At 69.2% G+C, this 21444-nt stretch carries 19 protein-coding genes; 1 reads left to right on the forward strand and 18 read right to left on the reverse strand.

The annotated features are described in order from the left end of the window. Positions 1-59 precede the first annotated feature (59 nt). The 16 genes from hflC to ACNI65_RS15490 form a co-directional block, all read right to left on the reverse strand. Positions 60-956 (reverse strand): protease modulator HflC, encoded by an 897-nt coding sequence (hflC, locus tag ACNI65_RS15415; protein WP_416757770.1) that lies wholly within the window; start codon positions 954-956, stop codon positions 60-62. A gap of 19 nt (positions 957-975) precedes the next feature. Further along, positions 976-2175: an FtsH protease activity modulator HflK gene (hflK, locus tag ACNI65_RS15420; RefSeq protein WP_416763634.1), complete on the reverse strand. Its 1200-nt coding sequence runs from the start codon at positions 2173-2175 to the stop codon at positions 976-978. Between the two features lie 140 nt (positions 2176-2315). After that, positions 2316-3659 carry a GTPase HflX gene (hflX, locus tag ACNI65_RS15425; RefSeq protein WP_416757772.1) on the reverse strand — a complete coding sequence of 448 codons (1344 nt, stop codon included), beginning with the start codon at positions 3657-3659 and terminating at the stop codon, positions 2316-2318. Positions 3660-3665: 6 nt separating this feature from the next. Then, entirely contained in the window at positions 3666-3908 is a 243-nt protein-coding gene (gene hfq, locus ACNI65_RS15430; RefSeq protein WP_067275532.1) for an RNA chaperone Hfq, read from the reverse strand. A 79-nt stretch (positions 3909-3987) separates the two neighbouring features. Then, positions 3988-5337 carry a ribosome biogenesis GTPase Der gene (gene der / locus ACNI65_RS15435; protein WP_416757774.1) on the reverse strand — a complete coding sequence of 450 codons (1350 nt, stop codon included), beginning with the start codon at positions 5335-5337 and terminating at the stop codon, positions 3988-3990. 1 nt (position 5338) lies between these two features. After that, on the reverse strand, positions 5339-6496 hold the full coding sequence (bamB, locus tag ACNI65_RS15440; RefSeq protein ID WP_416757775.1) for an outer membrane protein assembly factor BamB: 1158 nt from the start codon (positions 6494-6496) through the stop codon (positions 5339-5341). Beyond that, positions 6493-7164, reverse strand: a complete 672-nt coding sequence (locus tag ACNI65_RS15445) for a YfgM family protein (protein ID WP_416757776.1) — start codon at positions 7162-7164, stop codon at positions 6493-6495. Before ACNI65_RS15445 ends, bamB begins: the two co-directional genes overlap by 4 nt. Before the next feature lie 37 nt (positions 7165-7201). Then, on the reverse strand, positions 7202-8509 hold the full coding sequence (gene hisS / locus ACNI65_RS15450; RefSeq protein ID WP_416757777.1) for a histidine--tRNA ligase: 1308 nt from the start codon (positions 8507-8509) through the stop codon (positions 7202-7204). Next, on the reverse strand, positions 8506-9810 hold the full coding sequence (gene ispG, locus ACNI65_RS15455) for a flavodoxin-dependent (E)-4-hydroxy-3-methylbut-2-enyl-diphosphate synthase (protein WP_416757778.1): 1305 nt from the start codon (positions 9808-9810) through the stop codon (positions 8506-8508). Before ispG ends, hisS begins: the two co-directional genes overlap by 4 nt. A gap of 76 nt (positions 9811-9886) precedes the next feature. Further along, positions 9887-10951 (reverse strand): helix-turn-helix domain-containing protein, encoded by a 1065-nt coding sequence (locus ACNI65_RS15460; RefSeq protein WP_416757780.1) that lies wholly within the window; start codon positions 10949-10951, stop codon positions 9887-9889. A 10-nt stretch (positions 10952-10961) separates the two neighbouring features. Next, the gene (gene pilW / locus ACNI65_RS15465; RefSeq protein WP_416757782.1) at positions 10962-11780 is read right to left on the reverse strand and encodes a type IV pilus biogenesis/stability protein PilW; all 819 of its coding nucleotides are present in this window, start codon (positions 11778-11780) and stop codon (positions 10962-10964) included. Further along, the gene (gene rlmN, locus ACNI65_RS15470; protein WP_416757784.1) at positions 11777-12967 is read right to left on the reverse strand and encodes a 23S rRNA (adenine(2503)-C(2))-methyltransferase RlmN; all 1191 of its coding nucleotides are present in this window, start codon (positions 12965-12967) and stop codon (positions 11777-11779) included. The genes pilW and rlmN overlap by 4 nt, the downstream gene beginning before the upstream one ends. A gap of 53 nt (positions 12968-13020) precedes the next feature. Continuing rightward, positions 13021-13446: a nucleoside-diphosphate kinase gene (gene ndk / locus ACNI65_RS15475; protein ID WP_416757786.1), complete on the reverse strand. Its 426-nt coding sequence runs from the start codon at positions 13444-13446 to the stop codon at positions 13021-13023. A 120-nt stretch (positions 13447-13566) separates the two neighbouring features. After that, a complete protein-coding gene (locus tag ACNI65_RS15480; protein ID WP_416757787.1) occupies positions 13567-15735 on the reverse strand; it encodes a pseudouridine synthase in 2169 nt (722 codons plus the stop codon). A 49-nt stretch (positions 15736-15784) separates the two neighbouring features. Continuing rightward, complete coding sequence (scpB, locus tag ACNI65_RS15485) at positions 15785-16585, reverse strand: SMC-Scp complex subunit ScpB (RefSeq protein ID WP_416757788.1); 801 nt, start codon at positions 16583-16585, stop codon at positions 15785-15787. Between the two features lie 296 nt (positions 16586-16881). Further along, a complete protein-coding gene (locus ACNI65_RS15490; RefSeq protein WP_416757790.1) occupies positions 16882-17931 on the reverse strand; it encodes an RluA family pseudouridine synthase in 1050 nt (349 codons plus the stop codon). 142 nt (positions 17932-18073) lie between these two features. Between ACNI65_RS15490 and ACNI65_RS15495 the strand changes: the two genes are divergently transcribed. Further along, positions 18074-18856, forward strand: coding sequence for an outer membrane protein assembly factor BamD (locus ACNI65_RS15495; protein WP_416763635.1), 783 nt, complete (start codon positions 18074-18076; stop codon positions 18854-18856). A gap of 142 nt (positions 18857-18998) precedes the next feature. Here the strand turns inward: ACNI65_RS15495 and ACNI65_RS15500 are convergent, their stop codons facing one another. Both ACNI65_RS15500 and ACNI65_RS15505 read right to left on the reverse strand, forming a co-directional pair. Continuing rightward, positions 18999-20975, reverse strand: a complete 1977-nt coding sequence (locus ACNI65_RS15500) for an ATP-dependent DNA helicase (RefSeq protein ID WP_416763636.1) — start codon at positions 20973-20975, stop codon at positions 18999-19001. 184 nt (positions 20976-21159) lie between these two features. Next, positions 21160-21411, reverse strand: a complete 252-nt coding sequence (locus ACNI65_RS15505) for a YdcH family protein (protein WP_416757791.1) — start codon at positions 21409-21411, stop codon at positions 21160-21162. Positions 21412-21444: the final 33 nt, after the last annotated feature.

Below are 21444 nucleotides of genomic sequence, written 5' to 3' on the forward strand. Positions count from 1 at the left end.
CTCCCCGGCCGCGGCCGGATCGTCGACGGAGGCGGACCGCCCGGCGGTCCGCCGCTCGATCACTTCTTCGCCGCGGGCGTGGCGCCGCTGGGCGCGCCGGTGCGCATCGTGCTGAAGAATTGGCTGGACGGGTCCAGCACCATCACATCGCTCTTGTTCTTGAACGAGTTCTGGTACGCATCCAGCGAGCGATAGAACTGCGCGAACGCCGGATCGCGGCCGAAGGCTTCCGAGTACAAGGCCGACGCCTTGGCGTCGCCCTCACCCATGATCTTCTGCGCGTCGCGGTAGGCCTCGGCGGTGATGATCTCGCGCTGCTTGTCGGCATCGGCCTTGATCTTCTCGCCCTCGGCGGCGCCGGTGGAGCGCAGCTCGTTGGCGACGCGGGCCCGTTCCGACTTCATCCGGTTGTAGACCGACTCGGTGATGTTGGCGGCGAAGTCCACGCGCTTGACGCGCACGTCGACGATCTCGATGCCGAACTGCTTGGCCTCTTCCTCGAGGCGCTTGCGCACGTCCTGCATGACCTTCTCGCGCTCGGTGGCCAGCACCGCGCGCACGGTGCGCTTGGTCACTTCCTCGTTCAGCGCGGCCTGCACGATCGGGCTCAGGCGCGTCTCGAGGTTGCGCAGCTGCGTGCCGCTGTTGCGGATGTACTGGCGCGAGTCGACGATGCGCCACTTCACCAGCCAGTCGATCACCAGGCTCTTCTTCTCGGCGGTGAAGATCGGGCGCGGATCGGCGGCATCCAGCGTCTGCACGCGGCGGTCCAGGAAGACCACGTTCTGCAGCGGCTGGGGCAGCTTGAACTTCAGGCCGGGCTCCGTGATCACTTCCTTGATCTCGCCCAGCGAATAGACGACCGCGAACTGGCGCTGGTCGACGACGAACAGCGTCGAGCTGGCGATCATGAAGAGGATCAGCAGGCCGACGACGACGGAGACGATGCGATTCATTGTGAGAGGCTCCTGTCGATCAACGGCCGTCGCGTTCGCGGCTGCGCATGGCGTCGCGCGAGCGCGGATCGGTGCCCAGCGAGGAGGCGCCAGCGGTCGACGGGTCGATCGGCGCGACCGGCGTGGGGACCGTCGTGGTGACGGTGCCCGTGGACGTCTGTTGCTGCAGCAGCTTGTCCAGCGGCAGGTACAGCAGGTTGTTGGAGCCGCTGCGGGCGTCCACCATCACCTTGGTCACCCGCGAATAGACCTGCTGCATCGTGTCGATGTACAGGCGGTCGCGCGTGACGGCGGGGGCCTTCTGGTATTCGGCGAGGACCGACTTGAAACGCTGCGCGTCACCATCGGCGAAGGACACGACACGCGCGCGGTAGGCCTCGGCGTTCTCGCGCAGGCGGGCCGCCTGCCCCTGGGCGCGCGGGATCACGTCGTTGGCGTAGGCCTCGCCCTCGTTCTTCAGACGCTCACGGTCCGCGGTGGCGCGGAAGGCGTCGTCGAAGGCCGCCTGCACCTGCTCGGGCGGCTGCACGCTGCTCACGTTGACGTTGACGATCTGGATGCCGGTCTTCAGACGGTCCAGCTGCACCTGGATGGACTTAGCCAGATCGGTGGCGATGGCATCGCGCTGCTCGTACAGCACCGAGTCCATGTTGCTCTTGCCGACGATCTCGCGCACCGCCGATTCCGACGCCTGCGTCACCGCTTCATCGGTGCCGACGTTCTCGAACAGGTAGTCGCGCGAATCCTTCAGCCGGTATTGCACGGTGAAGCGGATGTCGATGATGTTCTCGTCCTGCGTGAGCATCGACGAATCGCGCAGCCCGGAGGCCTGGCCCACGGCATTGCGGCCGACCTCGACCGACTGCAGCTGCGTGAACGAGACGACCTCGTGCGCCTGGAACGGATACGGCAGGCGATAGCTCAGGCCGGCGTCCACCGTGCGGCTGTACTTGCCGAACGAGGTGACCACGCCCTGCTGGCCTTCCTGCACGATGAAGATGCCGCTGCCCAGCCAGCCCAGCGCGACGACGCCGATCACCAGGCCGACGCCGATGCCCGCGCCCTTCATGTCGGGCTGCAGGTTGTTGTTGCCGCCGTTGCCGCCCGAGCCGTTGCCGTCATTGCCGCCGCGTCCGCCGAACAGGCGCGAGAGCTTGCGGTTGAAGTCGCGCCAGAGTTCGTCCAGATCGGGCGGACCCTCGTTGCGGCCATTGCTCATCCAGAGCCCCACCCAGCGGCGCAGGCCACCGGCTCCACCCTGAGGGCCACGTCCGCCGGCAGCGGACAGGCGATCGTCTTGATTCATACGCATCCTGATGAGGAAGTCTTGTTGCAAGTATCGGGCATTGAGCAGCGTTCTCAGCCTGTGCGTCCCTGCGGATGATCCTGCGGGTCGTCGGCAGGTTGGGCCAGGTCTTGAGCGTTCAAGCCAATGTCCTCGTCGGCCTCGCCGTCGAACGAGGCCGGATTTCCGGAAGCGCCGTGGTCATCGACATCGTCGTCATCGACATCGCTGCCCTCGCCCGCCAGCCCCGCGTATTCGGGCACCGGCTCGGCCTGCATCAGCGAGGCGATCATCGCGCGCAACTCGTCCAGCCCCTCGCCCTGCGCGGCGCTGACGAAGATCCGCGGCAGCCGCTGGCCGCCGTGCTCGCCGCCGATGCGCGTGAGCCAGTCCTGCAGCTGGCGGGGCCGCTGCGTCGGCTCGAGCAGGTCAAGCTTGTTGTAGACGAGGATCTGCGGAATGTGCTGCGCGCCGATCTCGGCCAGCACGCGCTCCACTTCCTCCATCTGCTCGCTCAGCACGGGGCTGGCGGCGTCCACGACGTGCAGCAGCAGATCGGCATCGGCCGCTTCCTGCAGCGTGGCCTTGAAGGCTTCGACCAGCTTGTGCGGCAGATCGCGGATGAAGCCCACCGTGTCGGACAGCGACACGCTGGTGCCGGCCTCCTCGAGGTAGAGCGAGCGGGTGGTCGTGTCCAGCGTCGCGAACAGCTGATTGGCCGCATAGGCCTTCGCCTTCGTCAGCGCGTTGAACAGCGTGCTCTTGCCCGCGTTCGTGTAGCCGACCAGCGAGACGCGGAACACGCCATTGCGGGCGCGAGCGCGACGCTGCGTGGCGCGCTGCTTCTGGACCTTCTTGAGGCGTTCCTTGATCGACTTGATGCGGTCGTCGATCATCCGGCGGTCCAGCTCGATCTGGCGCTCGCCCGGGCCGCCGCGCATGCCGATGCCGCCGCTCTGACGTTCCAGATGGCTCCATCGGCGGACCAGCCGCGTGGCCAGGTACTGCAGGCGGGCGAGCTCAACCTGCAGCTTGCCCTCGAAGCTCTGCGCGCGCGCGGCGAAGATCTCGAGGATCAGCGCGGTGCGGTCGGCCACGGGCACGCCGAGGTGGCGTTCGAGGTTGCGTTGCTGGGCCGGCGAGATGGCCTGATCGAACAGCACGGTGTGGGCGCCCAGCGCCTGCACCATCAGCTTGATCTCGTCGGCCTTGCCGGATCCGATGAACAGCGCCGCGTCGGGCGCCTTGCGCTTGGCGACGACACGCGCGACCGGCGTGTCGCCCGCGGACTCGGCCAGCAGCGCGAGTTCGTCGAGGGTGGGGTCGAAGGCCTCACCGCGGCCCAGATCGACCCCCACCAGAATGGCGCGCGCCGCCTCGGGGGGCGGCGTCGAATGGGTGGGGTCTTGTGTGGTCAATCAGCTTCAGCTGGCGTCGTTGCTCTCGCCGGTGTGGAAGTTCACTGCCCGGCCGGGGACCACCGTCGAGATGGCGTGCTTGTAGACCATCTGCGTCACCGTGTTGCGCAACAGCACGACATACTGGTCAAAGGACTCGATGTGGCCTTGCAGCTTGATGCCGTTCACGAGGTAGATGCTCACGGGAACATGCTCCTTGCGCAGCAGGTTCAGGAAGGGGTCTTGCAAGAGTTGTCCTTTGTTGCTCACGATATGCTCCGTGTTGGAAGGGAGATGTTGGAACCCCGCACCTTATCACAGCACCGGGTTTCCCCGGACCGCTCCGTGATCAGGTTTCGGCGAACGGATTCTTCGAGGACCGCAGCTCGATGCGCATCGGGGTGCCGACCAGCTTGTAGTGGTCGCGGATCCGCCCTTCCAGGTAGCGCTTGTAGACGTCGCTGACGCCTTCCAATGCGTTGCCGTGAATGACGACGATCGGGGGATTCATCCCGCCCTGGTGCGCGTAGCGCAGCTTCGGACGCGAGATCCCCGCCCGCTGCGGTTGCTGGTGCTGCACCGCCTCCTGGATGAGACGGGTCAGCACCGGCGTGGTCATCTTGCGATAGGCCGACGAATAGGCATCCGCCAACGCCTTCCACAGCGGGCCCAGGCCCTGCCGCTTCAGCGCGGAGATCTTCAGGATGGGGGCGAAGCGCAGGAATCCAAGCCGCGTCAGGATCTGACGCTCGATGGTCTCGCGCTGGTAGCTGTCGATCGCGTCCCACTTGTTGATCGCGACGACCACCGCCCGGCCGCTGTCCAGCACGTAGCCGGCGATGTGCGCGTCCTGATCGGTGACGCCCTGCGTCGCGTCGATCAGCAGCAGCACGACGTTGGCATCGGCGATCGCCTGCAGCGTCTTGACCACCGAGAACTTCTCGATCGCCTCGAAGACCTTGCCCTTGCGGCGCAGGCCGGCGGTGTCGATCAGCTTGAACTTCTGGCCGTTGCGCTCGAAGTCGACGCTGATGGCGTCGCGCGTCGTGCCCGGCATGTCGAAGGCGACCAGGCGCTCCTCGCCCAGCCACGTATTGATCAGCGTGCTCTTGCCGACATTGGGCCGGCCCGCGACGGCCAGGCGGATCGCCTTGGCCTCATCCTCGACCTCGCCCTCGGCTTCAGCCTCGTTGTCCTCGGCGGGCGCCTCGAAGCTGTCCAGCACGGCCTCGAGCAGCGAGCGGATGCCCTGCCCGTGCGCGGCCGACACCGGGTGCGGCTCGCCCATGCCGAGCTCGTGGAACTCGGCCAGCAGCGGGCTGTCGCTCATGCCCTCGGCCTTGTTCACGGCGATGAACACGCGCTTGTTGCACTGGCGCAGGTAGCGTCCGATGTCCTGGTCCTGGCCGGCCAGGCCGGTGCGCACGTCCAGCACGAAGATGACAGCGTCCGCCTCGGCCACGGCCTGGCGGGTCTGCTTGGCCATCTCCTTGACGATGCCGGTCGAGCTGTCCGGCTCGAAGCCGCCGGTGTCGATGACGATGTACTCGCGATCGCCCAGGCGCCCGTCGCCGTAATGGCGATCGCGCGTGAGTCCGGCGAAGTCCGCGACGATGGCGTCGCGGCTCTTCGTCATCCGGTTGAATAGGGTGGACTTGCCCACGTTGGGGCGGCCCACCAGGGCGATCACAGGTTTCATATCAGTCTTGGCGCAGCGCGTACAGGCGTCCGCTGCGGGTGGCGATCAGCACCGTCCCGCCCAGTTGGACCGGCGCCGCGGCCACGCCGGAGCTGTCGGTCTGCAGGCGCTGGACGGTCTGGCCCTTGTCCTTGGAGAGGAAATGCACATAGCCCTCGCTGTCGCCGACGATGACCGACTTCTCGGTCACCAGCGGCGCGCTGAGCTTGCGGTTCTGGAATTGGTCGGCCGTCCAGACGACGTCACCGGTGCGGGTGCCCCAGGCGGTCAGGCGGTCGGAGGCATCGGCGCCGACGACGATCGTCGCATCGGCGCTGACGCCACGCACGCCGGCGTTGTTGCGGGTCCAGACGGTGTTGCCGCGTTCGGCGTTCACGCAGGCCACCGCGGCCTGGAACGCGCGGGCGCAGAACACGTCGTTGTCGCGAGCCATCGGGCCGACCAGGTCGGCCAGGCGCTCGACCTCATTGGTGCCGCGCGGGTTGGCCACCGTCGATTCCCACAGCAGCACGCCGCGGGTCGGGTCCACGCCCGCCAGTCGCGAGCCCTGCCCCACCAGCAGCGTGTTCTGGTAGGCGCCGATCACGCCGGACTGCTGCAGCGTCAGCGGCTCACCCGGACGGCGCAGCTCCCACAGACGGCGACCGTCCTGGGCGTCGAAGGCCAGCACGGCGCGGTCCAGCGTCAGCACGAACACGCGCTCGCCGGCCACGAACGGCGCGGTGACCACGGGAATCGGCATGGCCTTGCGCCACAGGATCTTGTCGCCCTCGGTGACGACCAGCTCGTTGTCGCGGGTCACCGCCGCGGCGAAGCGGCCATCGCTGCCGACGCCGGCGGTCAGGCCCTTGCCGATGTCGGCGCGCCACAGCGTCGTGCCGTCGGTGGCGGAGATCGCGCTGATGACGCCGTCGGAGCCGCCGACCACGAAGCGGTCCTTGACCGCGGCGATCGACAGCGGGAACTTGACGCTGTCCACGCGCGCTTCCCAGGCCACGCGGGCCTGCAGCGTCGGGGTCAGCGTTTCCAGCGGCGCGGGCTTGGGCGCGGTGGAGCTGCTGAACAGCGAGCAGGCGCCCAGCGACATCGCCAGGCCACCGATCACCAGGGCGCGCGACAGCGCGCGCACGTTCATGCGGGCGCTCATGCGGGCGCTCATTGCGTGCCTCCCGCGGCGGGTTCGTCGGCGACGGCCACGCCCAGGCTGGCGAGCTTCACCTCGAGCAGGCCGCGGTACTCGACCTGCTTCTCGAGGCCGTCGTAGGCCTTCTTGTATTCGGTGCGCGCGACGTCGGGCTTGTTCTGCAGCAGCGCCAGGTCACCGCGGCGATCGGCCACCAGCGGCGCGAACTCGGCGCTCTTCACCGCGTCCAGCGTCTTGCCGGCGTCGTCCAGCTGCTTGGCATCCATCTGCAGCGCGGCCAGGCGCAGTCTGGCCAGGTCGCGGTAGGGCTCGCCCTTGGCGTTGCCCGCGGCCCAGGCCAGCGAGGCGCGCGCCTCCTCGGCCTTGCCCTTCTCCAGCTGCAGCTTGGCCACCACCATCGCGCCCTGGGCGGCGAAGGCGGTCGAGGCGAAGTCCTGCTTGAGCGTGCCGAAGACGGTCGTGCCCTTGGCCACGTCGCCGGCCTGCACCGCGCGCTCCAGTTCGCTGAACATCGCACTGGCCTTGGCGGCCTCGGTGCGTTGCCAGTAGTTCCAGCCCATCCAGCCGGCATAGGCCAGCAGCACCAGCGTCAGCAGCCAGGTGATCGCATTGCCCCAGCGCTTCCAGAACGCCTTGAGCTGCTCCAGCTGTTCCTGTTCTTCGAGATCGAGATGAGACGCCATGTGCGGAGAGGTCAGTCGGTTGAATCAGAGGCCGCGATTATGCGGTGCGCAGGTCGCCTGCCCATGCAGCGACCGTGTTAAGCGGACGTGTCAGCTGTTCGCCGTCGCCGCGCAGCGGCTTGACGGCGACCTCGCCCCGCGCCAGTTCGTCGGTGCCGAAGACCAGCGCGTAGCGCGCGCCCGAGGCATCCGCCTTCTTGAACTGCGACTTGAAGGAGCCGCCGCCCGCGTGCATCTGCACCGCCACGCCCGCGGCGCGCAGCGCTTCCAGCACCGGCATCGCCTGCGGCAGCGCCGCGGCGTCGGGCAGGATCGCGTAGACATCAGGCGACGACGACGGCACCGGCAGCTTCAGCTCGTCGATCAGCAGCAGCAGCCGCTCGATGCCCAGGCCGAAACCGACCGCCGGCGTCGGCTTGCCGCCGAGCTGCTCGAACAGCCCGTCGTAGCGGCCGCCGCCGCAGACCGTGCCCTGGGAACCGAGCTGATCGGTCACCCATTCGAAGACGGTCAGGTTGTAGTAGTCCATGCCGCGCACCAGGCGCGTGTTGATGCGGTACTCCAGGCCGGCCGCGTCCAGGATGGCGCGCACGGCGTTGAAGTGGGCCAGGCTCGCCTCGCCGAGGAAGTCCATCAGCTTGGGCGCGGCCTCGACCACGTCCTGCATCGCGGGGTTCTTCGTGTCCAGGATGCGCAGCGGGTTGCTGTGCAGGCGGCGCTTGCCGTCCTCGTCGAGCTTGTCGACGTGACCTTCCAGATAGGTGATCAGCGCGGCGCGGTGCGCGGCGCGCTCCTCGGGCTGACCCAGCGAGTTCAGCTCCAGCCGCACGTGCTCGCCGACCACCAGGCCCAGTTCCTGCCACAGGCGGCGGACCATCAGGATGATCTCGGCGTCCACGTCCGGTCCGGCGAAGCCCAGCGCCTCGACGTCCAGCTGGTTGAACTGGCGGTAGCGGCCCTTCTGCGGGCGCTCGTGGCGGAACATCGGGCCCAGCGTCCACAGGCGCAGCGGGCCGTTGTACAGCGCGTTGTGCTCGACCATCGCGCGCACGATGCCGGCGGTGGCCTCGGGGCGCAGCGTGAGCTGGTCGCCGTTCATGCTGTCGGTGAAGGAGTACATCTCCTTCTCCACGATGTCCGTGACCTCGCCCAGGCCGCGCACGAACAGCGCGGTCGGCTCGACGATCGGGGTCAGCATGTACTGGTAGCCGTAGCGCTGCAGCACGCCGCGCAGCGTGGTCTCGAACCAGCTCCACAGCTGGCTGCTCGGCAGCTTGTCCTTGCGGTCGACGCTGGCCGGGAGGATGTCGTTCATCCCCTTCACGGCCTGGATGTTCTTGCTCATGCGGTGGTGATGCTCGCGCCGAAGCGCTTTTCAATGTAGGTCTCGACCAGGGCGTGGAACTCGCCGGCGATGTTGTCGCCGCGCAGGGTCAGCGCCTTCTCGCCGTCGATGAAGACGGGCGCCGCGGGCGCCTCGCCATTGCCGGGCAGGCTGATGCCGATGTCGGCATGCTTGCTCTCGCCGGGGCCGTTGACGATGCAGCCCATCACGGCCACCTTCATCGTCTCGACACCGGGGTACTTCTCGCGCCAGACCGGCATCTGCGCGCGCAGGAAGTCGTCGATCTGCTTGGCCAGTTCCTGGAAGGTGGTGCTCGTCGTGCGGCCGCAGCCCGGGCAGGCGGTCACGCTCGGGTTGAACGCGCGCAGGCCCAGCGACTGCAGGATCTCCAGCGCCACCACGACTTCCTGCGTGCGCGACTCGCCGGGTTGCGGCGTGAGCGAGACGCGAATCGTGTCGCCGATGCCCTCCTGCAGCAGCACCGACAGCGCCGCGGCCGAGGCCACCGTGCCCTTGGTGCCCATGCCGGCCTCGGTCAGGCCTAGGTGCAGCGCGTAGTCGCAGCGCCTGCTCAGCGCGCGATAGACCGAGATCAGGTCCTGCACGCCGCTGACCTTGCAGCTGATGATGATGTTGTCCGGATTCATGCCCAGCTCGCGGGCATAGGACGCCGACGACAGCGCCGACTGGATCAGCGCCTGGTACATGACCTGCTTGCCGTCCCACGGTGTCGCGCGCTTGGCGTTGTCATCCATCATCTGGGCGAGCAGCTCCTGGTCCAGGCTGCCCCAGTTGACGCCGATGCGCACGACCTTGTCGTACTGCATCGCGGCCTCGATCATCTGCGCGAACTGGCGGTCCTTCTTGTCGCCCTTGCCGACGTTGCCCGGGTTGATGCGGTACTTGGACAGCGCCTGCGCCATGGCCGGATGCTCGGTCAGCAAGCGATGGCCGTTGTAGTGGAAGTCGCCCACCAGCGGCACGTCGATGCCCATGCGGTCGAGCTGCTCGCGGATGTGCGGGACGGCGTCGGCGGCCTCGGCGTTGTTGACCGTGATGCGGACCAGCTCCGAGCCGGCCTGCGCCAGTTCCTTGATCTGGATGGCGGTCTCGATGACGTCGACGGTGTCGGTGTTGGTCATCGACTGGACGCGCACCGGCGCGTCACCGCCGATGGTGACCACGCGATCACCCCAGCGCACCTGCGCCTGACGCGAGCGGCGCGCGGCGGGCGCGGCGGCGCTGATCAGGTCGGACAGGTCCGAGGAATCGTCGAGAACGGAAGAAGCTTGCTTGTCCATGATGCGGCGCTCTTGCAAAAGTCCTTGCAAAGGGGGTACGGCTGGTGCAGCGCCCGTCCGGTTGCGGTCTGGTCGATCAGTTCAGCTCGATCCGCGCGACGTTGTCGCGCGAACGGGCAGCGAGGTCCACCGGCTGGCCGCGGAACACCAGTTCCGTGCCGGACACGTTGCCCACGCGCAGCTTCAGCGGCGCGACGCCGTTCACGTCGACGAGGTCGCCCGACCGCAGCAGCCGCGACAGCAGCACCTGGCCCTTGGCGTCCACGACCTCGACCCAGGACTCGGCATGGGCGCGAACCTTCAGCGAGGACGTGCCAAGGCCGGGCGCGCCGGCCAGGGCCGGCTGGGCTGCGCCGGAAGCGGCGGTCGGCGTGGCGGTCGATGCCGTCGTCGGGGCAGTGGTCGCGGCGGTGGTGGCCGGTGCCGGCGCCGTCACGGCCGGGGCGGTCGTGGTGCCAGCGGTCGTGGTGCCAGCGGTCGCGCCAGCCGTTGGCGAGGACGTCGCCGTCATCGCCGGCGGGAAGCTTGTCGTGGCCTCGGAGGCCGCGACCACGGGGGCCTCGATGTTGGTCGGCGGCGTGTCGGTGGCGGATGTCGAGGGGGTCGTGGCGGTGCCCGGTCCGGGCGGCGTGGTGGTCGAGCCCACGGCGCGCAGGCGACTCGTCACCTCATCGATCCAGCTCGACGGGATCGCGTACACCGCGATGGCCGCGACCAGCAGCACGCCCACGCCCAGCACGGCCGGACGCTTGAGCAGCTCAGCCGACAGCACGGGCTCCTGGCTGACCGAGCGCTCGCGGAACGGCTGGTTCAGGCCCGGCGTGACGCGGTCCAGGGAGGCTTCAGCGCCGCTGCTGGGCAGCATCGCCAGCACGGGCGCGGCCTCGACCTTGAGCACGCGGCACATCGAGCGCGCCAGTGCCCGGGCGAAGGTCGCGTCCGGCAGATCCTGATAACGGTCGGCCTCGAGGGCCTCCAGCTTCGATTGCGGGACCTTCAGCGTCGCGGCGAGCGCGGCGATGTGCAGGCCACGCGCCTCGCGCGCGCGGCGCAACGCGGCGCCGGCGGAGCTGGGCCCGAAGGTGGATGGCGCAGCGGATGCGGCTGCGGGCGTCGCCTCGTCGGCGGCCGTCGGAGTCATGCGATGTCCCTCATTCATCGAATCGACCGTTGTTCAATGCTTGCGTCTCGGCCGACTGCGGATACTTGCGCCGCAATTGCTGACCGAGGTCCTCCATGTTCGCCGCGTTCCCCATGCGGCGCTCGATCCGCAGCTCCAGCCAGAGGCTGGCCGCGTTGGCCTGTTCCACATTGGTGTTGACGCGGCGGGCGTAGAAGCGCGCCCGTTCGTATTCGCCCTGGCGGTACAGCACCTCGCCGAGATTCATCGCGATGGTCGGATTGCCGGGGTCGGCCTCGAAGGCCTTGGACAGGTGGACCTGTGCCGGCACCAGCCGGCCCTCGCGCGCCTCGCAGGCGCCCCAGGCCAGCAGCGTGCGCGCCGGCGTGCGGTAGGTCGGCTGCGCCACGGCGGCCTCGAACTGCTGGTACGACTCGGCATAGCGCTGGCGCTGGCACAGGAACCAGCCGTAGTTGTGCAGCGTGTCGGGGTTGTTGCGGTCGCGGACCAGCAGCTGCTTGAAGCCATCCTCGGCCAGCGCGTACTCGCCCATGCCCGCGTAGATCAGGCTGCGCAGGTTGATCGCCTCGGGCAGGTCGGACTTGGCGGCCAGCGCCAGCTTGACCTCGTCGAGCGCCGTCTCGTACTGCCCGCGGGCGAAATAGCCGCTGGCCAGTTCCAGGCGGACCTGCGCGCGTCGGTCGGCGTCGGTCCTGTCGCTTTCCGTCTTGGGCTGCTGCTGCGGCGACGTCGTCACGCACCCGGCCAGCGCCGCGGCGATCAACAACACGGCGGACAGGGTCCGGGCGGAACGACGCGGGAAGACGGAGCCGTGCGACGGAAGGGTCATGGACGTGGGCCTGTGGGATTGACGGAAGGCGACGGCGCTGCCGGCGCGGGCGACGCCGCCACCGCTCCGGCCGATGCCGCGCCCCGCTGTACCACCACGGGCGCGCGCACCATGCGCAAATGGACTCGGGTCCGGTCCTGCACCTCGCCCGCCAGCTGTCCGCAGGCGGCGTCGATGTCGTCGCCGCGCGTCTTGCGCACGGTCGTCACGATACCCGCCTGGATCAGCAGGTCGGCGAAGGCCTTCACGCGCTCGTTCGAACTGCGTTTCAGACCCGACGCGGGGAACGGATTGAACGGAATCAGGTTGATCTTGCAGGGCACCTTGCCCTTGAGCAGCGCGATCAGCTCACGCGCCTGCTCCGGCGAGTCGTTCACCTCGTGCAGCATGCAGTACTCGAAGGTGATGAAGTCGCGCGGCGCCTTGTCGAGATACGTGTTGCAGCTCGCCAGCAGTTCCTCGATCGGGTACTTGCGGTTGAGCGGCACCAGCTGGTCGCGCAGCGGATCGGTCGGCGCGTGCAGCGACACGGCCAGCGCCACCGGCACGTCCTCGCGCAGGCGGTCGATCATCGGGACCACGCCCGAGGTCGACACCGTCACGCGGCGCCGCGACAGGCCGTAGCCGTGGTCGTCGAGCATCATGCGCAGCGCCGGCACCAGCGCCGAGTAGTTCTGCAGCGGCTCGCCCATGCCCATCATCACGACGTTGGAGATGATGCGCTCGTCCTTGCCCAGGCGCTGGCGCAGCGAGTGCTCCGCGTACCAGAGCTGGGCGATGATTTCCCAGCTCTCCAGGTTGCGGCTGAAGCCCTGGTGGCCGGTCGAACAGAAGCGACAGCCCACCGCGCAACCGGCCTGGCTGGAGATGCACAGCGTGGCCCGGTCGTCCTCGGGGATGTAGACCGCCTCGACGGCGTTGCCCTGACCGACGTCGAACAACCACTTGATGGTGCCGTCGGCAGAGACATGTTCGGAGATCACCGGCAGCGCGGTGATGTGGGCGCGCCCGGCCAGCTTGTCGCGCAGCGACTTGGCCAGGTCGGACATCTGGGCGAAGTCCGACGCGCCCTTCTGATGGATCCAGCGAAACAGCTGGGTCGCGCGGAAGCGCTTCTCCCCCAGCTGCTCGCAGTACGCGGCCAGGCCTTGCAGATCGAATCCGAGCAGGTTGACCGTGTCCATCATGCGTTCCTCATGTTCCGGGCCTCATGGCCCGGAGGTCAGAGGCCTTGCCCGATTCAGCGGGCGTTGATTTCCAGACCGGAGAAGAAGAAGGCAACTTCCACGGCGGCGGTTTCGGGGGCGTCGGAGCCGTGCACGGCGTTGGCGTCGATGCTGTCGGCGAAGTCGGCGCGGATGGTGCCCTTCTCGGCCTTCTTCGGGTCGGTGGCGCCCATCAGGTCACGGTTCTTCAGGATGGCGCCTTCGCCTTCCAGGACCTGGATCTGGACCGGGCCGGAGATCATGAAGCTCACCAGGTCGTTGAAGAACGGGCGGGCCTTGTGCACGGCGTAGAACGCTTCGGCTTCGGCGCGCGACAGCTGCTTCTGCTTGGAAGCGATGACCTTCAGGCCGGCGCCTTCAAAGCGCGAGTAGATCTGGCCGATGACGTTCTTGGCCACGGCATCGGGCTTGATGATGGAGAGGGTGCGTTCGATGGCCATGTCTTTTCCTTGAAAATCTTGGGCTTGGCAAAACCCGGCATTGTAATGCTTGAAGTCAAGCCCCCAAGTGACAACCCGTCTTCAGACGGGGTCGGCCGGGGGCCCGACGCTGGGAACCGATCAGCGACGGCCGCGGCCACCGCCGCCACCACCACCGCCTCCGCCACCACCGCCGCCGCGACGGCCACCACCACGGTTGCCGCCACGGTTGATGAAGGCGTCGGCGCCGATGTAGCCCATCGAGGTCTTCATCGGATCGGGCTGGCGCTCGCCGCCCGGGCCGCGCTGGTTGCCGCGGTTGTGATGGTCCGGCGCGTCGCTGCCGCCCTTGCCGAAGCCCTGCGGGATGCGCTTGCTGCCAGTGGCGAAGCGACGGTCGAAGGTCTGCTCCAGCGGATTGATGTGCTTCGGGATGAAGTCGTCATCATCCTCGTTGCGCGGCCGGCGGTCGCGTTCGCGCTCCTGCTGCTGTTGCTGCGGGCGCTGCTGGCCGCGTGGCTCGTTGCGATCCGGACGATCACCGCGATCGCCACGATCCTGACGCTCGCTGCGCTCCTGGCGGTCGGCGCGCGATTCGTTGCGCTGCTCCGGGCGGTGCTCGTTGCGCGAGGCCTCCGGACGGCTCGGACGCGGTCCGCCGCTGTTGCCGCTGCGACGCTTGTCGCGGCGATCGTTGCGCTCGTTCTGACGCGGCGCGCGGGTCTCGTTGCCTGCCAGTTGGCGGATGACGCGGACATCCGCGTCGCCCAGCTCGATGTAGACGCCACGGCGCAGGCCGCGCGGCAGCACGACGGTGCCGTAGCGGATGCGGATCAGGCGGCTGACAGCGAGGCTGACGCTCTCGAACAGCTTGCGCACCTCGCGGTTGCGGCCTTCGGTGATGACGACGCGATACCAGCGGTTCACGCCTTCGCCGCCGCCGTCCTCGATGCTCTTGAAGCTCGCCTGCTGGCCGTCGACGTCGACGCCGGTCAGCAGCTTGTCCTTCTGCTCCTTGCTCAGCGAGCCCAGCACGCGCACCGCGTACTCGCGCTCGACGCCGAAGCGCGGGTGCATCAGTTGGTTGGCCAGTTCACCGGAGTTGGTGAACAGCAGCAGGCCCTCGGTGTTCAGGTCCAGGCGGCCGACCGATTGCCACTTGCCCTGAGGCAGGCGCGGCAGGCCGCGGAACACGGTCGGACGACCCTCGGGATCGTTGAAGGTGACCACCTCGCCCACGGGCTTGTGGTACGCCAGGATGCGCGGCGCCACCGGGGCGATGCGCACCTTGATCGGCTTGCCGGCCACCGCCACGCGGTCGCCGTAGGAGATGCGCTGGCCGACATGGGCGACCTCGCCATTCACCGTGATCTGACCCTTGGCGATCATGTCCTCGATGTCGCGGCGCGAACCGACGCCGGCTTGCGCCAGCACCTTCTGCAGCTTGGGCGCGTCGGCATCGGGCGCGAGCACGCGCTTGGCGGACTGGCCGCCGGCGTCGCCGTCGCCCTCGTCATCCGAGGCGTCGATCTCGGCGGCTTCAGCCACCGGCGCGCCGTCGGCCTCGGCATCCTCGTCGAAGGCGCCGGAGACCAGCGCGTCGAAGCGCGCCTGCGCCTCGGCCTGGAGCTGGGCGTCGTCGACCGACTCGGCGCCGTCCTGAGACTCGTCCGACGCGTGAGGGCGTGCCTGGCGCTGGCCTTGGCCCTGGCCTTGACCCTGTTGCGTCGGCTGATCCTGGCCTTCGCGCGGTTCGCGATCGCGATCGCGACCCCGGCGGCGGCGATTGCGCCCCCGGCCTTCGCGCTCACCGACGGCCTCACCGTCGGCGCCGTCGCCGGCATCGCCAGCGATGGGACCGGCAGCGCGCGGTTCGTGCGAGACCAGCTCGCCGACAGCCTCGGCCACCGGAGAGACCGGCGCGGGCGAGACCTCGACGGTCGCGACCGGCGCGGCGCTGGCAGCTGCGGAGGCCGTGGCCGCCGGAGCGGCGTCGCTGGCGTCGGCGGCCTCGGCCACCTTCTTCGTGGTGCGGCGCTTGGGCTTGGGGGCCTCCGCGTCGGCGGCGACCGCTTCGGCCGGAGCGGCCTCGGCGGGCGCGGCCTCAGCGGCCGTCTTGCGACGCGCGCGCGGCTTGGGAGCGGCTGCCTCGGCCTCACCCTCGGGCGAGGAGTCGCCCGGGTCGGTCGCCTCGGCGGGTGCCGCGGCGGCCTTGCGGGTGCGCTTGGGCTTGGCAGGCGCGTCGGACGGGGTGTCGGCCAGGGCGGCCGTCAGCGTCGGCTTGGAGTCGTCGATGTCGTTGGAATTCATGTGTCGGCTTGCACCTTGTCAGCGGTGGACACGGCCCCTTCCCGGGGCGTCATTGAGGCGCGGGGTTGACGGCCCCGGCCGGTGGTTCTTCACCCGGCTCGCTTGAGGCGGCCGGCTTGGATTCTTCTTCAGTGGCGACGTGCCCGGCGTCAGGCGCCGGCACGTCGTTGACCGCTTCCGGCAGCCCGGATGCCTGCTCAGGCCCGGAGGCGGATTCCGCCTCCGGCGCCGCCAGCGAGACCGCCGCGGTACCGTCCGGCTCGACCTCCACGATCGCGTCGCCGGGCATCTCCTCGAGCAGCGAGCCCTGCAGCGCGCCGGCGATCGGCGTCGGGTCGCCGCCCTGGATCAGCGCCGGCAATTGCTCCAGCGAATGCAGGCCCAGGTCGTCCAGGAACTGCTTCGTCGTCGCGAACAGCGCCGGCCGGCCCGGCGCCTCACGGTGCCCGATGACCTCGATCCAGTTCCGGTCCTCGAGCTGCTTGATGATGGTCGTGGCCACCATCACGCCGCGGATGTCCTCGATGTCCCCGCGGGTCACCGGTTGACGGTAGGCGATGATCGCCAGCGTCTCCAGCACCGCCCGCGAATACTTCGGCGGCTTCTCGGGGTTGAGCCGGTCGAGGTGCTCGCGCATCTCGGGCCGGCTCTGGAAACGCCACCCCGAGGACAGCGCCACCAGTTCCACGCCCCGCCCTTCCCACTCGCGCAGCAGCTCGTCGAGCAGCGTGCGCACGCTGTCGGCATTGAGCTCCTCCGCGAACAGCGAGCGCATGTCGCGCAGCGTCAGCGGCGCCTGCGCGCACAGCAGCGCGGTTTCCAGGACCCGCTTGGCCTCCTGCGTATTCATGAGGTCTGCATGGGCTCAGTTCATGACGCCGGCCTCGAGACCGGTCAAATCGGTGTGTGTCGCCATCTTGGGCGCCGGCGGCGGCTACGGGCCGCGCCGAACGGTTTCGATCTGCTTGCGTGGGGCGCTGCGCGCCGACGGCCGCCGCTGAGCGGACGGTTCCGACCGGTGGGACGGAGGCCGCATCGTGCGCGGCCTGGGCTGCGGACGGGGTCGACTGCCGCCCCGCCGCCGTCTTGCGCACGTTCTCGCGCAAGAAATTAGCGGGCATTGTAGCGCGACGGCGAGACCCGCTCTCAGAACACCGGATCGGGCAAACCCGCAGCCTGCCATCCGGCCGCCAGTTCAGACGGCAGCGGCGCCTCGAAACGCAGCGCCTCGCCGGTGATCGGATGCGCGAAACCCAGCCTCGCGGCGTGCAGCGCCTGGCGCGGCACGTCCAGCGCCAGCGCGCCGCCGTACAGCGCGTCGGAGATCAGCGGATGCCCGCGGGACGCCGCGTGGACGCGGATCTGGTGGGTCCGCCCCGAATGCAGCACGCAGTGCAGCGCCGAGACCGTCCGGACCAGCCCGCGCGGGTCGCGCCATTCGCCCTCGGCCAGCTTGAAGAAATCGGTGCGCGCCGGCTTGCCGCCCCCGACCACCGCCATCCGGGTGCGGTTCTGGGGATCGCGGCCGATCGGGGCGTCGACGGTCCAGTCATCAGGCGTGCGGGCGTGCGCCAGCGCCAGGTATTCGCGATGGACCTCCCGCGCGGCGATCATGCGCACCAGCGCCGTGACCGCCGCCAGCGACTTGCCCACCACCATCAGCCCCGAGGTGTCCTTGTCGAGCCGGTGCACGATGCCCGCGCGCGGCAGCGTCGCGGCGCGCGCGTGGTGCGCCAGCAGCCCGTTCATCAGCGTGCCGGACCAGTTGCCCGCCGCGGGATGCACGACCAGGCCGGCCGGCTTGTTCACGACGAGCAAGTGTTCATCCTCGAACACGATGTCCAGCGCGAGCGGCTCGGCCCGGAAGGCGAGCGCCTCCTCGGTGGGCACCAGGTCGACCACCAGCCGCTGCCCCAGGCGCGGCTTGCGCGAGGCCTGCGCGACGCGCTGACCGTCCAGCCAGACGCAGCCCCGCTCGATCAGCCCCTGCAGGTGGTTGCGCGAGAACTCCGGCGCGAGCTGCACCAGCCACTTGTCCACGCGCAGCGCGAGCTCCTGCGGACCGGCTTCGGCCTCGCGCCTTTCGGGTGCGTCGGCACCGACATCCTGCGCGTCCTCGGCGGCCTCCGGGCCGCCCGCCTCGTCACTCGGGTAAAGCCGGTCGTCTGCCGCCGGGTCGTGACCGACCTGAACCATATAATCGCCGCTCCAATTTCAGATGAGGGCCGCCGTGGCGCGCGCCCTGTGGACCATGATCGAGACTCGGGTGTTGCGCCGCCGGACCGCGGAATCTGCTGAGATGTCCGGCTCCTGGCGCGCCGCGTGGCGCTGCGTGGCGATGACCGCCGCGACGGCCGCCGTGCTGGGGCTGGCGGCTTGTTCCTCGGCCCCCAAGGAAGACCCGAATTCCCAGGCCAACCTGGAGAAATTGTACGCAGAGGCCAAGGAGGACATGCTCTCCGGCTCGTACGACCGGGCGATCAAGTCGCTGGAGAAGATCGAGGGCCGCGCCGCCGGCACGACGCTGGGCCAGCAGGCGCAGCTCGATCTGGCCTGGGCCAACTACAAGAGCGGCGAGCGCGTGCAGGCCGTGACGGTGCTGGACCGCTTCATCAAGCTCAATCCGTCGAGCCCCGCGCTGGACTACGCGCTGTACATGAAGGGCCTGGTCAACTTCAACGACGACCTCGGCCTGTTCGGCCGCATCGCCAGCCAGGACATCTCCGAGCGCGACCAGCAGGCCGCGCGAGACTCGATGCAGGCGTTCAAGCAGCTGGTGGAGCAGTTCCCCGACTCGAAGTACGCCGAGGACGGCCGCATCCGCATCGACTACATCACCAACAGCCTCGCGGCTTATGAGGTGCATGTCGCGCGCTACTACTACAACCGCGGCGCCTACCTGGCGGCGGCCAACCGCGGCCAGGCCGCGTTGATGGAGTTCCAGTACGCCCCGGCGCTCGAGGAAGCGCTGTTCCTGATGATGCAGAGCTACGACAAGCTCGGCATGACCCAGCTGCGCGATGACACCCGGCGCGTGCTGGTGGCGAGCTTCCCGGACAGCTCGTACCTCACCACCGGCAAGGCCAAGGTCAAAGACAAAGCCTGGTGGAAGATCTGGTGATCTGACGTCCTGGAACTCGCCATACGTCGTTGCTCAGGGGCTCGCATAGCGCTGCTATGCGTCACCCCCTCGCGCCTAGTCTGGCAAGCTCCAGCCCGTCAGATATCCTCGCCAACGCAGAAGCCCGCACCAGCGGGCTTTTTCACGTCTCGTGGGAGGCCTTGAGCTCCGCGAGCCACGCCTGCGCCGTCGCCTCGTCCGGCACTTGTGTCATCGGCGGCAGGGCCTCGCGCAGGCGCTTGCCGTAATGCGAGCCGGCCAGCCGCGGATCACACACCACCAGCAGCCCGCGGTCGGATTCGGTCCGGATCAGCCGCCCCGCCCCCTGCTTCAGCGCGATCGCGGCCTCGGCGACGAAGTACTCCATGAACGGGTTGCGGCCCTCGGCCTCCAGCCGCGCCACGCGCGCCTCCACCAGCGGATCGTTGGGCGGCGGGAAGGGCAGCTTGTCGATCAGCACGCACTGCAGCGCGTCGCCCGGCACGTCGATGCCCTCCCAGAAGCTCGCCGACCCGACCAGCACCGAGGCCGGCTGCTCGATGAACTGCTGCAGCAACTGCCGCTTGGGCATCGAGCCCTGCACCAGCACCTCGATGCGGTGCCCGCCTTCCTCGAAGCGCTGGCGCAACACGTCCGCCACCGTCTGCAGCTGACGCAGCGTCGTCGTCAGGATGAAGGTCCGCCCGCCCAGCCGGGCCGCCAGGCGCGCGCCCAGCCAGCCCACCGATTCGCCGTGGTCCGGCTCCGACGGCTTGGGGAAATGCCGCGGCACGTACAGCCGCGCATGGGACGCGTAGTCGAACGGGCTGCCCACGCGCAGCGTGCGCGCCTCGCCAAGGCCGGCCGGTTCGGTGAACCAGCTCAGCCCATCATCCTCTCCCAGCGTCGCCGAGGTGAAGACCCACGCCTTGGGCGTGCTCGCCAGCGCCTCCTGCATCGCCTCGCGGATGTCCAACGGCGACTCGATCAGCCGCACCTGGTGCGTGCCGACGTCGACCCACCGCACCGCGCCCGCATCGGGATCCCGCGCGAACAACTGCGCCGTCCTGGACACCTCGACCGCACGCTCGTGCAGCCGGGCTAGGTCGGGGCCGACCTCCATCACAGTACCCAGGGCATCGACGGCCAGCTCCAGCGCCTGCGCGACCTGGCCCAGCGCCGCGTCGAAGTCGCCCTGCCCCGCGCATTCGCTCCAGCGCAGCTTGAGCACCCCGCGCAACTCGCGGCCGCCCGCGCACGCCAGGCGCAGCGTCCGCGCCGCGCGCTCGATGCCGCCGGCGATCTCCTGCCACTCCTGCAGGCCGCGCGCATGCGCCAGCCCCTGCGCGAGCAGGTCACGCGCGAGGTCGAACAATTGCGCGCTGCCCAGCATCCGGCCCAGGAAGTTCAAGCCCGCTTCGGGCAGCTGATGCGCCTCGTCGAAGATCGCGATCTCCACGCTGGGCAGCAGCTCCGCGACGCCGCTGTCGCGCAGCACCAGGTCGGCGAAGAACAGGTGATGGTTGACGACCACCAGGTCCGCCTCCATCGCCTCGCGCCTGGCCTTCACGACGTAGCACTCGCGGTAGCTCGGGCAATCGGTGCCCAGGCAGTTGTCGCGGGTCGAGCTGACGATGGGAATCACCGGCGAGCGCTCGTCCAGGCCATCGATCTCGGAGAAGTCGCCCGTGTGCGTCGACAGCGCCCAGCGCTCGATGCGCGCGAGCTGCGCCACGGCTCGCCGATCAGGCAGCTCCGCACTGTGGCGCGCCTGCCCCAATCGGTGCAAGCAGAGGTAACTCCCTCGCCCCTTCAGCAACGCGGCACGCAGCGGCAACGCGAGCGTGTCCAGCAGTCGCGGCAGGTCGCGCATGAAGAGCTGATCCTGCAGGCTCTTGGTCGCCGTGCTGATCAGGGTGCGGCCGCCGCTGAGCAACGCCGGCACCAGGTAGGCGAAGGTCTTCCCGACGCCCGTGCCCGCTTCGACGACCAGCGTGTTGCGTCCGGCGATCGCCTGGGCCACCGCCTGCGCCATCAGCTGCTGAGGTCCGCGCGGCGCGTAACCGGGGTCGCGTCGGGACAAGGGGCCCGCCGTGTCAAACGCCGCCGCGACCGCATCCTCGAGTTCGCCGGGCCGCATTTCCTCCGCCGCCGAACGCAAGCGCGAGGCCGCCAGGCCCGATGGCAACGGGGATTCCGCGCCGCCGCCTTCCAGACGCGGCGCCGGGGCCCCGGCCCACGGCGCATCGGCCATCAGGTCCTGGAGCGCGTCGGCGGGGGGATCACCGAGGTCAGCGAGGGGATCGGTCTCGGGGGAATGGGGATCAGGCAGGCTCATCGGGATCGTTGGCCCGCTCCAGCCGCGCGATCTCGTCGCGCAGGGCCAGGCGTTGCTTCTTGAGCCGGCGCAGGGTCAGTTCATCCACCGGCGGCAAGACCACCGGCGGTGAGGGATCGATCGGAATGACGCCCGAGCCCAATGCCGCCATCAGCGCGTCGATGCGGCCATCCAGCTCGGCATGCGCGATGCGCAATTCGATCAGACGTCGGGCTGGAGAGTGAAGTTGTTCATCCATAAACGGGGAACCACCCGGCCGGGAGGCACAGCC

The sequence above is a fragment of the Roseateles sp. So40a genome (assembly GCF_048081605.1).
Taxonomy (GTDB): domain Bacteria; phylum Pseudomonadota; class Gammaproteobacteria; order Burkholderiales; family Burkholderiaceae_C; genus Roseateles.